Source organism: Methanolobus bombayensis (assembly GCF_017873415.1).
In the GTDB taxonomy this organism is placed as follows: domain Archaea; phylum Halobacteriota; class Methanosarcinia; order Methanosarcinales; family Methanosarcinaceae; genus Methanolobus; species Methanolobus bombayensis.
In genome coordinates this window covers 336,313-349,239 of sequence record NZ_JAGGKD010000002.1, presented here as the reverse complement: position 1 = coordinate 349,239, position 12,927 = coordinate 336,313, and the positions used below count along the sequence as shown (strand labels likewise).

The following is a 12,927-nucleotide window of genomic DNA, read 5'->3' as shown; positions in this document are numbered from 1 at the left end:
TATATGACTTTTTGTGAATGTAAAGCCAAAAAATCGCAATTATAAGAGGATTATCTAAAAAATTTTATAGCCCGGCACGGGCTATCAAAGAAAACTTTATAGTCCTATCTTGCGTACTACATACTATGACAAGTGATGTAGATGACGTGCATTCGTTCAATACTGGTTTCATTCAAGGAATGAAACGGCTGAAAAACTCAGATATTTCAGATGAAAATAAGATGGTTATAGAGAAATTTATAACTAAAGTTCAGGTTGAAGATCTTGCAATGGGGACTATCGTAGGATACCTGAACTATATCACTCGTATGGCACAAAGGTTGCGTGAAATGGGTGTTGATACAATTCTCACGGATTTAGAAGAAGATGATTTCAACAGACTTATGTTGAATCTTCAGGTTGAACGTAAACTTAAGGAGACAGGATTGCGGACCTATAAGAAGGTGACAAAGAAATTCTTCAGAGTCATGTCTGATGATGAACCTCCTAAATGGGTGCAGAAGTTGAAACTGAAGACTTTAGATACACCTGTCCAGCCATCGGACCTTTTGACAAAGGAAGAGTTCGATAAATTAATGGGAGCTTGTAGACACCCAAGGGATAAAGCACTAATTGCTGTACTTGCAGATGGCGGAATGCGAATTGGAGCACTTGCTTCCTGCAGGATAAAGCATGTAGAGTTCACACAATATGGTTCTATGGTTTATTTATCCAAGACCGGTATGGCAAATAAGACAACTCCGGCAAAAGGTATTCCTCTAACATGGTCAACAGGTTTCCTTAATCAGTGGATAGCTGTACATCCTTTCAAAGATGACCCTGAAGCTCCTTTGTGGGTCACTCTGAATAAAAAGCATGAGCCTATGAGCTATAAAAGCCTTCGAGTTACAATTCAGAATGTTGGGAAGAGAGCAGGAATCAAAAAGCGTGTGAACCCTCATAGTTTCCGCCATATGGCCATTACTCACTGGATATATGATGACCTCAATGAGCAGGAGATCAAACATCGTGCTGGCTGGTCAAAGGGTTCCACAAGGATGTTCAAGGTCTATGCCAATTTTACTGACAAAGAGATGAATGACCGTATCTATGAGAAGTATGGCATCAAGATAGAAGATAAGCGTCATATCACGTTAAAACAATGTCCAAGATGCAGTAATGTACTTCGACCTGAAGATCGATTCTGCAGTCAGTGCTGTCTTGTCCTAGATCAGCAGATGGCTCGGGAAATGGAAAAAGCAAGTGAGCAGATTCCTGATGCTTTGAGTCTTTTATTGTCCAATCCGTCAACTCAGGCAATGATAGCTGAGAAAATGGGAAGCTTTCTTGGGGAAAAATAGGTCGATGTATACCGCAACCATGTCCAACTAGCTTCACGCATTGATTGAATACACACAGTGCGTAATAATTTGGCATGTATGGTTATGCATCTTCGTCCATTCAAGCGGAGCGCTTTCACTCACTCCATCTGTCTTCATTGCACAGCAATGAAGGCAGCCTTCGTTGTCTAAACATATAATAGTAAAAAAATTATCGGGTGCCACAATATATGCAAAGTAAATGCCCCTCATGCGGATATGAGAAAGAATATCCTGAGTATCCACTATGCATTTATTGTTCTTATAGGGGTCGGGTAGGAGCTGCGAAATTATTGTTGTTCCAAACTATGAAGGACAATGAAAATAAATATAGGACTGTTGATGAGCTTACCGAGCTTGTCAACAAGAATCCTAATAGAAAACATAAGGTCAACCGGAGTGCCGTATATAAGATTCTTCACAGATATTCCCGCTATTATGAGCAGGCAAAGAAAAGAAGACGTGGATATCTTGTACTCAAAAAGGAGGTACCTCGCAAGAACGGTCAGAGAGGCAGACCTCAAGTCAAATATAAGCTGAGTTCTCGTCTCTTAAAGAGAGTTGACGTATATGAAAATCGGTGGAAAAGAGGTTTTACGATTAACAAAAAAGTCAACAAAGGGAAGAAATTCCGTATGACAATGGACTACAAAAATAGAGCGCAGGGTATTCGGACAAAAATACAAAAGGGAGAATATGAACTCTATACTTATTTATTGGTATAAAGTCCATATGATTCCTTTTAATTCTCTTCATTTTGTTTTTCTACTATGTCCTTACAAGTCTCTATGACCGCCCTTTCCGTTGGGGAGAAGAGTGGCAGCATCTCAGGGTCAATTTCTGCAAGTTGCCGTATCAATGGATGAGAGGATATTTTCATATTCATACCTTCAAGCTATTCCAGTTTTTTGAGCTCAAATGTATAGTTTCCCGCTTTGAAATCGCATTCAGTAGAAACTGATCATTTGAATTTTTTGAATTTGAATAAACATGGTAAATTACCATCTGATGCTATATATAGGTTTCTAAACAAGGATTATTAAAGCTTAAATCTAAAAATAAAGTTGTATAATTTGTTGAATAACTTAAAAAACCCTTCAATGTATGTAAGTTTTGATTTTATGGCCTTAAGGTATATGGATTTGCCAAAAAGTGACATACGTTGCGACTATGAATTAAAAGTTAAAGTTAAAACTTGCACATCTCAAGGACATTTGGAAAAAATTGTTATGGTTTCAACGTATATGAATTTATTGTCACCACGAATTTTCGATATGCTGCACACTATATAATTGAAATATGGATACGTTAAAGTGATACGTTTTATAGTGGCATTCTATAGAATACATCTAGAAGCAATAGAAACGTGGCAATGCTGAAAGGCACTGATGTTTCCAAAGCTAACTTTCTCTTTGGTCTTTTCCCTCCAATACAACAGAAGTTATTCCAAATGAAAAACATGTATATCTTGAAGGCATAGATTTATCTAATACAGCATAAGGTGACATTAGATTGAAAATAACTCAATGCGCATTAACTGCTGAAGAAATCCACAGAGGAGATATCTACTTCATTATTATGAAGCAAATACGCCCAGAAGATGCTGAATTTCTTGATGAGGCAGTCATCATGGACGCCATTAATATCCATTTTGATGTTTTGCCGGATAATTTTAAATCACTATTAATAGATAGTGTAAAAAGCGACTCACAAGACGATGAAGAGTTTACTAATGAAGCACCTACATCCAGTATTTCAGGTGAGGTAATTCCTGTATCAGAGTTTTACTATTCAGTTATAAAAATGAAAGCTCTTACGCATACAAAGCGTAATACTGCTGAAATTATGGCGTCAATTGACCTGAAAGCTCATGAATTACCAAAAAACATGTTGATGTCAAAAAAGTGGAAAGTTGTCCATGATGAAAATGGAAAAGTGATTGAAGGTTAAAGATCTCCACAACATTGAGTAGATAAGCTAATATCTTCTTTTATCCAATTCTTTGCGTTAGAAGTACATTCGTTGCTATTACATATTGTGCTTATATCACTGCCAATCTTCCAGAATCTGTCAGTGAATACCCACCATCATCCGAAATATATCCCATGGTCTTAAGTTCCCTTAAATGATTATATGTCATTCCTTTGGAGATACCTATAGTAGCAGCAATATTCTCTACAGCAACATTACCATTCTGAATTATCTCAAGAATCATCTTCTTTGTAGGTGATAGGTTAAAGCTCAAAATAGGGAATTCAATCATGAAATTATCTTCTTCAGTAACGTACACTACTTTTTTGACCATGTCACTTCTTGCAAAGGCACCATATAATGCACCGAAGGCTTGAGGTTTTCTTCCACCTGACACATTTATCAGAACACCCCTACCCAATGCATGTTCTTTTTCAATAATATCTACAACATCTTTTGCAACTCTTACAGGGTCATAGAGCGATGTTATTGTTTTTTTAATTTCAATTACCTTTCCAAAAGTGGCTTCAAGAGTGTTTTCGGCCTGAACTTTCCTGTCAACTGCATTCTCTTCTGTTAAAATGATTATTTTTGAAGGTGATAGACGAGTTACACAAACCAATACAGGTTCAAGATTGTAAAGAGTGGTTATTAAAGTTGAATTGTTCATTATTCTTGTATTAAAATGAATAGTATATATTTGTTTTTCATTAGATGCGGTTATCTATAAGTTTCTATATAGTTTTGTACGTAATAACTATCATAAAGTTTATATCAGATATAATTTGTATATAGTAAACATTCACTAATCAATAATACTCGTGTATTGATTGGTGAATGGGATGTGTCGGGTAAGAGAACAGGTGGTACTATGGGAAAGGAAAAAAGGCAGCATATGTCATTGATAGGGCAATGCTGCCTACTAAAAACGAAATAAATCTCTAATCAACTTCACGTCATAAAAGTTCATAGAACCAAATAAAAAGACTTTAATCCGAACAAAGTATATTTATACTGAATGTGGGTGAGAGTGTGTCTGAACTAAAAAAATATCTTAAAAACGGTTTTGAAATCTCTCTGTTTCTGAACGATGGTAAGGTTGTAAAAGGATTCGTTGAAGATATAGGAGACAGTTATATTATAGTTAGGAATGGAAACTGGGTCAGGGGAATCAATATTCATTCTATAAACATGTGGGAAATGGAAACAGACTATAAAGAGGTGAAGTCTGAACTTGCTACTGATTTTAAACCCTGTGTTTCCAACGCCGAAATAAACGTTTCGTCTTTACCTATTACTGCTGATGAGACAATAGAAAATCTTGGTTTAATGGCCGAGTTGAACAAGCTGACCATGGACTTCAATAAAGGTTCCACTCTGACCGGATCATTCCAACTGAAGGATATGGATATTTGTCTACCTTCAAACTTGAATTTCTCTGGCAGTCAGGAGCATAAGAAAACATGGGAAAAGGTCAACAACCAGTATAGGGATGCGCTAAAGAATAATAATTTGTCACAATTGTCATATCTGGCTGAAGAGCTTTCAACCATAGCAGCAGCATATCCTTACTGTGGCATTTTCAATTATAAGGCAGGAATGTTCCTTTCCATGATAAATGACAATGTTTCTGCTGCAATTGAATTCATGAAGGCTTTCCTGGCTGAGGATAGAGTGGAATTCATCTATAATGCTGCCTGCGCATCGCTTTATGCTCAAGATGTGGAGAGTGCTTATCGATACTTTGGTATTTACTTCAATTTTGTTCTTCCATCAATGGACCTTGATGCATGGATAACTTTTTGCTTACTTGGTGAAAAAGCAAACGATTTCTACATTTTTTCAAAGGTAGTTGAACATAATCTGATGGACTTGAACAATAAAGATCTGGAAATGAGGAATAATTGGAACCTTTTGATAAGATCCCTTATCTTTGTACTCTATAAAAGAAATGATTATAAAAAAGCTGCGCATCTTAAATCCCTGATGGACATGGTGCATCTTGAAAAAGATCAGATATCCCAAATGCTTGTTTCATCTTTTAGCGGGCTTAACATAATTTCATGTGAAGAATATGAAGACATCCTCGGAAAAGTTAGTTCTCGTCCTAGCCCTCCAGATGATGGGAAAAATATTCCCGAGGACATGTGCCCTGAAATTGCTTCAGAATCCAGAAAAACTACCTTCATGTCTGGTAACATCTATGCATTCAAAAATGAAGGGTATGGTTTCATAAGAGATTCAGAAGGCATTGAAAGATATTTCTATCACAAGGATATCATTGATGAAGGGCTACAATCAGAGCTAAGTAGTGTCAGATGGGGCAACGAGATACCTGTGTTGTTTGAACCATCCAAAGGTAAAGAAGGCCAGGCAATTGCAGTTAAGATACTATCACAGATTATTCTCGATAATATCATCAAACTGGCAGAAGCTTTTGCAAAGGAAGAGGACTTTGTGAGTGCCCTTAGTCATATAAATGAAGCTATTGAGCTTGATCCTGATAATATCACTGCGGTAGATTTACGTGAAAAGTGGAAACAGGTCTGCAAATCGGAGCTCAACAAAGGAAGCAAGAGATTCAGTCTCAACCCTACAACCACAGAGGAATGGTACGATAAAGGTGTCACACACCTTCAGCTTGGGCAGTATGATGAAGCTCTCATGGCCTTTGAACATTCATCCGAAAAAAGTTCTTCATTATCAAGTATATGTCATGCAAAGGGAGTGGCCTACTTCAATTCCAGAAGATACGATGAAGCACTTGAATGTTTTGTGAAAGCCCTAGAAATTAACCCTCTAAATCACAGAACGTGGTTTGGCCAGGGATGCTGCCTTATGAGAAAAGGTGAATTTGCAGAATCGCTCAAGTACTTTGAAAAGGCAATTGAATTCAGGGTTGATTTTGAAGAGGCATGGACTAACAAAGCCATATCCTGTTTCCTTCTTGAGAATTATTATGACTCTATTCATGCTTTTGACAGGGCTCTTCAGTTAAACCCGGATAATTTCTCAGCATGGTCCTGGAAAGCTGCAGCCCACCTCAAAAAGGACCAATATCAGGAAGCATACTTCTCAGTTAGTCGTTCTCTGGATATAGCTCCTTATCATGCAGAATCCATGTTCTGCAAAGGATACATCCTTTCCAAAGAGGGCAATTTAGAAGAAGCACTTCACTGGTTTGAGAGGTCTCTTTCATCTGAACCCTATAATATCAAGGCTCTTACAAAGAAAGCGTTTGTGCTGTCTGGTTTGAACAGAAATGATGAAGCTCTGGAGGATATTGAAGCAGCTCTTGAATTAGGCAGGGATAATCCAAAAACATGGTATTACAAAGGTGTCATTTTGATGAATACCGGTGAATATGAGCAGGCCCTTGAAGCACTTGAGAGATCTCTTGATATCCAGCCAGATGTTGAAAGGGTCATCCGTTCCCAACAAACAGTACTGATGAAACTTGGCAGAAATTATGATGAGAATCTGGTATCGGATTTGGAATGCCATGAAGACAAGGTCTTGGAGGATTTCATGGCAGACTCATGTGTTTCGGAAATCAAGGTATAGACAAGGTAAAGATGTTTTTAAAATGGAGAGATTAGATTGGTTGAATCAAAACTAAATTCTGGCCAGTTAAGGGCTGTATCCTATACAGAAGGTCCCTCACTCATACTAGCTGGTCCAGGTTCAGGAAAGACATTTACAATTACTGAGAAGGTTGTCAACCTTATAGAGAATGGTCTGAAACCCGATCGGATACTTGCACTTACCTTTTCTGAAAAAGCTGCCGGGGAAATGGAGGAAAGAATCGAGAATATTATTGGTACTGGAAGTGGCATTGATGTATCAACATTCCATTCGTTTTGTAATAATATCATCAGAGAATTCTCCTTTGATCTGGGCATAAATTCTAGTGTCCGGCTGATATCAAAGGAGCATTCGAATGTATGGGGCATAAATCATATCGATACTTTCGGTTTTGAGAATATCATAATCCCGCATTCTCCGTATGACCTTATAGACAGCCTGCTTGAGGGTGTTTCACAATTCCATGATCATCTTATCTTGCCTTCAGACATTCATAGTTATGTTGATACACAGTTATCTTCGGAAGTAGAACTGGATGAGGAAAAAGTTGACACTCTCCTGAAACTGCGGGATCTTGCTAGGTTTTATGACCACTACCAGCAGTACAAGCATAGCAACAGTTTCCTTGACTACGATGACATGATCTCAAAGACATGCTTGCTGCTTGAGAACAATAATGTTGTCAAGAACAAGGTAAGAAATCGCTATGATTACATCCTTGTTGATGAATTCCAGGACACTAACTATTCCCAGCTATACCTTGTTAATTTACTGTCTGACGGCAAAAATCTTACTTGTGTAGCAGATGACGATCAGTGTATCTACAGGTTCCGTGGAGCCTATCTCTCCAACATCAGACAGTTACAGGAATATTATCCTGACCTTGAGAAGATAGCTCTGGAGCTTAACTATCGTTCCACTTCACAGATAGTTGAACTTTCAAGGCAACTCATTGGCTTAAATCCGGAGAGGGAAGAAAAGGAGATTCTTTCTGCAAATGGTAACGGTTCAAAGGTTAATGTCGTGAAAGCGCCTGATGATGCAAGTGAAGCTGAGTGGGTGGCATCGGAGGTTAACCAGCTGGTAACTGAGCAGGGACTGAATCCTAGTGATATCTATATCCTTACCAGGAAACGTGCCGATGGTAAGAAGTTCAGTGATGCTCTTCGTAAGTATCTCATACCGGTGGAGTACGTAGGATCGCTGCAGTTGAACCAGTTTCCTATAGTGCAGGAAGCCATAGCTTACATGCGGGTGGTAGCAAACCCCTTCAACAATGGTGTTGCCTTTGCAAAGGTATTTGGAAGAGAGGGATTGAGCGAGCATAACCTACAGAAGATCAATATGCTTGCACGTAAGCTCAGTAAAGATGACGATATTCAGGGAGATGGCATCTATTCAGTCCTCTTACATCACCTTGAAGAGACTGGCATTACCCAGGAAGCTCTTATCAGTTCTGTTATTGAGAGGTTGGAGGAGCTCACCAGCTACAAGAAGAACCATCTTCCATCTGATACTGTCAAGCATCTGCTGATGGATATGACGGATATCTATCGCTCACAGTTACAAGAGGATACCGCTCAGTCCAGAAAGAATCTCAGGGTCCTTAATTCACTCATTGAGATGGTGGAGGATTTGGAGCTTATCGATGGAGGCTCTGAATTTGAGACTGTTATTGAGTACCTGGATCTGGTATTCAACCTTGAGATAGAGGACGGAGAATCCAGTGATGATAATACTGTTAAGATAATGACCATACACCAATCCAAAGGCAAGGAAGCAAAGGCTGTCTTTGTTTGTGATATGGCTGCAAGGCATCTTCCATTGCGATTTACACGCAAGAAGTTCACTGTACCTACAGAGCTTGCAAAAGGTGTGCAGCGAGATGCAGATGAGAAGATACTGCATCTAGAGGAAGAACGCAGGCTTGCATATGTGGCAATGACAAGGGCCAAGGAGCAGTTATATTTGGTGTTCCCTGAGAGGTACACAGGCAATAAGCGTGGTGTCAAACCCAGCGAGTTCCTTGAACAGATTGGATATACAGATAATTCTCTTGTGGAATTTATCGAAGCTCCTCAATGTGAGGAAAGGTGTGAACTGGTTGAAGATTCTGTTTTGAAAAGAAAAAAGGATGAGTTCGAGAGGCTTGCCAGAATCTACATGGGACAAGGCCAGCTCAGGCAAGCTGTGGAGTCGCTGGTAGTGCTTGCCCAGATACAGGAACTTGAACAGAAAGGAAACTTGCAGACTTTCGATGCATCGGAGTTGCTGCGTGTGAGTCCCATGCCACCTAATGAACTTGAAGCACTGGTCGATGGAAGGCTACCTCCTCTTGTGGATGGTGACATGCGTTTCTCGGCATCTGGTATCAGGATGTATGAAGATTGTCCACTTAAGTTCAAGTACAGCTATGTGCTAAAAATACCAACGCCACAGAAGACCTTCTTCCAGGTAGGTACAGACGTGCATGCAGTTTATGAACAAATGTCCAAATTAAATATGCAGGGAGAGACTCCTGATATCTCAAAGGCTAGGGAACTTCTTGATTCTAGATGGAATCCTTCGGGTTTTAGTTCAGAAACTCAGGAACATCAGGAATACGACAGAATGCAAAGAATGCTCGATTTCTGGATGGACTTTGAGATTGCAAATCCTAACGAGACGGTTGAGGTTGAAGAATGGTTCGACCTGAATCTTGACGGCGCCAAATTTGGAGGATATATTGATCGTATCGACAGGACACCTGATGAGGATTACATTGTCATTGATTACAAGACTAACAAGAATCCTTATCCAAAGAAGAAATTGAGTGAAGATATCCAGATAGCACTCTACTGTCTAGCTGTGAAGGAGAAGTATGGTAGGTTACCTGTGCAGGCAGGCCATATGTATGTGAATCCTGATGTTGCTGAGATGAGATTGATTGATGTGAGTGAAGAAGGTGTTGAAGCTGTTGTTGAGAGAGTAAGGGAGATAGTGGATCGAATTTTGATTGAGGACTTTGAGGTGAGGGAGGAGCCGAATTGTAGGTTCTGCGATTATAAGGGGATATGTGGTTTTCATGAAGTATGAACTTCCAACCCTACTCAAAAACAATATATAGTTTGTATAAATATAATACGGCTGTACAATTAATTAATAATTCTTGTAATAAGGGTTGTGTGCAACTATGATGTTTCCTCATGAAAAAGAGTGGATGAGAAATTATGATAATCTTTCTTTTGAATACTTTAATGAAAAGAAGTTAATAGGCATTCCTATTGCTTCAGCACTTGGAGTTGCAGACGCAGAGTTGCTTAGTTATTATGATCACAAATATGACCCTGAGAATAACCGTTTTGTGTTACAGCTAGATTTCTATGACCCTTCCAATTACAAAAAGTTAGAAAATTTTGTGGCTGAAGCCTCTCTTAACGTTGTTGGAGAAAAGATTAACACTCAATTATCAGTTAATTTCAATAATGATTTTTCAGCCTTCCGCAAATCTGTCATTTCAACTCTAAGGCCTTTTTCACTCACACATCAATTAAATTTATTAAAAAAGATATCTATGGATTGTATTAAAGAAACATCCATAATAGATGATTGTTATAGAGTTTCTTCAATCGGAAGCTCTGTTTTTGCAATAGAGCTGTTCATTAAGTTGATTGCTTGTGATGAACTTGATAATTTCTCTAATAATTTGTATGCTCCGCAAGAATACTTGGCTGATCTTTCAACTAAGCCTAAGCTGATGCTAAAACCATGGCCTCATCAAGCCGAAGCCTTGGATAAATGGCTTGTAAACGGAGGAAAAGGTATTCTTGAAATGGCAACTGCTAGTGGTAAAACTTTAGTTGGACTTGCGATTGCCGAACGTTTGTTCAATACTCATGGAAAATTGAATGTTTTGGTTCTTGCCCATTCCAAAGCAATACTTAATCAATGGAGAGCAGAGGCAATTGAAAAGCTTGGACTTATAGCTGATAAGAATTTAGATTATGATTGGGATTTAGCTTTTAAGAATAAATTTAGGATTCAGTTCAATACTTTGCAGACGGTATATAAAAATCCAGATTTGTATCCAACTGATCTATTAATTGTTGATGAAGTCCACCATGGAGCAGGTAAGGAATATAGAAATGCTCTAACAGTTCCTTCTAAGTGGAAACTAGGTTTGTCAGCTACTGTAGAAGGAGGTGAACGTGAGAGAATACTTGATAAATATCTTGGTAAAACAGTGTATGAATTCACACTAAAGGATGCCAGAGAAAGGGGTATTATTCCTGAATTCAAACTTTATATCCATAAAACATTTTTAGATATCGCAGAAGAAAGAGAATTTGATAATATTACAGAGAAAATCAAAAACGTATTGAATTATATCAATGCAACTTATTCAGTAAAAATCAGAGAACTGTCCAATGGAAAATATACTCAGTTTGACAGCATATCTGATTTTGTACAAATCATGGAAAAGGCACGCTACGGAGGTAGAGATGTTCCTGAAGAGTGGAATAAATTAACTGGTTTGATTTTTCAGAGAAGAAAAATCATTCATCAATCAAGCCCTAAAATAGAGAGTGGAATCCAACTGGCATTAAATGAGGGTAAAAACAAAAAGTGTGTTATATTTTCCATGGATATAGAAACCTGTGAAAGAATATATGGAGCACTGGCAAGTGATTTGAACGCCTATAGGATTCATTCAGGCCTTAAGGAGAAAGAAGTAAAATATGAACTTGAAATGTTCAAAAAATGCAAAAGCGGTGTCCTAATTGCCCCTAGAATGCTTGATGAAGGAATAAATATACCAGATGCTGAAATTGGTATTAATATTTCTTCAGCCAAGACCAAATTGCAGCTTGTGCAACGTATGGGTCGTGTTTTACGAAAAGGACCAGATAAAAAACCTGTATTTCATCATTTCGTTGCTTTACCAAGATCAGTGAGCTTTATCAATTCAGAGGATTCATTTAGTTATCTGAGTGACCTGGCTTGGGTCCAAGAGGTAACATCCAAAATGGGAATCTCAGCTGAGCTTTATGATAAATCAAATGCAGAGATTAATGAACTTGAATTGATTTCGGAAAAAATCATCTATGACTACTACTCAAAGCATTCTGAGATCACAACTTCTGATTTTGGTACTATCAAAGCTAGCAATATTATCAAATCATTGGATGAAAGCTCAGGTAAAGGTGAGTTCTCACCACGTCAGATCTTGATACATCTGCTTAAAGATGAAAATGAATATATTTCAGATGCCAGATGGCTTGAATTATTGAGAATTGCACATGGTAATGATTCAATGGTCAATATTCCAGGTCATCATTGGTTGTTGCTTATTTCTGGAAGAGATCCTGATAAATTGAAATCAATTTTAGAAGCGAGGAGGATTACCTAATATTACTACGCAAAATTATGAAATTTTGCATTAACAATGAAGATATTCATTTAAGGCATTTTTAAATGGCAGTTTTATAATTAAAAAATAGACAAATTTAAAAATAATTAATGAGTTTAAGTAATGGTGCGGAGAAAATATGGTACACACAATTCAAAACGAGTTAAAACGATATCTAAAAGATGCAGATGATCTTTATCACAAGCTTGTTCTGTTAGTGGGGAAATCAGACTCAGGTAAAACGGCTGTTCTTAAAGATGTTGCAGAAGAACTTGGTGTACCAGTAATTAACGTTAATTTGAGTATTTCGGAACAATTAATTGAGTTGACACCAAAGCAACGTTCTCTTCGTATCTCTGATATTTTAATGGATGTTATCAGTAAAAATCCTTCAATTAAGGTTTTGGACAACCTTGAGATTCTTTTTGATAGAAAATTAAAGACAGATCCTCTCAAAATCCTGCAAAAAATCTCAAGAAATCACGTCATTATAGCATCCTGGAATGGGTACTTAGAGTATGGAAAGCTGATATATGCTGAACCCGGTCTTGCAGAGTATAGAAGCTATGATATAGACGATATATTAATCGTGGAAATGGAAAACGGCAACAATAATGACTAATG

At 37.9% G+C, this 12,927-nt stretch carries 9 protein-coding genes; 7 read left to right on the top strand and 2 right to left on the bottom strand.

Features of this window, described 5'->3' with window-relative positions:
- The first annotated feature begins 125 nt into the window (after positions 1-125).
- Together J2746_RS03850 and J2746_RS03845 are read left to right on the top strand one after the other, a co-directional pair.
- Complete coding sequence (locus tag J2746_RS03850; protein ID WP_209616564.1) at positions 126-1,340, top strand: tyrosine-type recombinase/integrase; 1,215 nt, start codon at positions 126-128, stop codon at positions 1,338-1,340.
- 326 nt (positions 1,341-1,666) lie between these two features.
- Positions 1,667-2,083 (top strand): hypothetical protein, encoded by a 417-nt coding sequence (locus J2746_RS03845; protein ID WP_209616561.1) that lies wholly within the window; start codon positions 1,667-1,669, stop codon positions 2,081-2,083.
- A 17-nt stretch (positions 2,084-2,100) separates the two neighbouring features.
- On the opposite strand, the gene J2746_RS03840 is transcribed toward J2746_RS03845, so the two are convergent.
- Entirely contained in the window at positions 2,101-2,238 is a 138-nt protein-coding gene (locus tag J2746_RS03840) for a hypothetical protein (protein WP_209616558.1), read from the bottom strand.
- Between the two features lie 632 nt (positions 2,239-2,870).
- On the opposite strand from J2746_RS03840, the gene J2746_RS03835 reads away from it, so the two are divergent.
- Complete coding sequence (locus J2746_RS03835; protein ID WP_209616556.1) at positions 2,871-3,308, top strand: hypothetical protein; 438 nt, start codon at positions 2,871-2,873, stop codon at positions 3,306-3,308.
- Positions 3,309-3,399: 91 nt separating this feature from the next.
- On the opposite strand, the gene csa3 is transcribed toward J2746_RS03835, so the two are convergent.
- A complete protein-coding gene (gene csa3 / locus J2746_RS03830) occupies positions 3,400-3,999 on the bottom strand; it encodes a CRISPR-associated CARF protein Csa3 (RefSeq protein ID WP_209616553.1) in 600 nt (199 codons plus the stop codon).
- Positions 4,000-4,361: 362 nt separating this feature from the next.
- Between csa3 and J2746_RS14950 the strand changes: the two genes are divergently transcribed.
- The 4 genes from J2746_RS14950 to brxF all read left to right on the top strand — a co-directional run bounded on the left by J2746_RS14950 (position 4,362) and on the right by brxF (position 12,925).
- Entirely contained in the window at positions 4,362-6,893 is a 2,532-nt protein-coding gene (locus J2746_RS14950) for a tetratricopeptide repeat protein (protein WP_209616550.1), read from the top strand.
- A 36-nt stretch (positions 6,894-6,929) separates the two neighbouring features.
- Entirely contained in the window at positions 6,930-9,989 is a 3,060-nt protein-coding gene (locus J2746_RS03820) for an ATP-dependent helicase (protein WP_209616547.1), read from the top strand.
- Between the two features lie 97 nt (positions 9,990-10,086).
- Positions 10,087-12,303, top strand: a complete 2,217-nt coding sequence (locus J2746_RS03815; protein WP_209616542.1) for a DEAD/DEAH box helicase — start codon at positions 10,087-10,089, stop codon at positions 12,301-12,303.
- Positions 12,304-12,442: 139 nt separating this feature from the next.
- On the top strand, positions 12,443-12,925 hold the full coding sequence (gene brxF / locus J2746_RS03810; RefSeq protein ID WP_209616539.1) for a BREX-3 system P-loop-containing protein BrxF: 483 nt from the start codon (positions 12,443-12,445) through the stop codon (positions 12,923-12,925).
- The last annotated feature ends 2 nt before the right edge of the window (positions 12,926-12,927 follow it).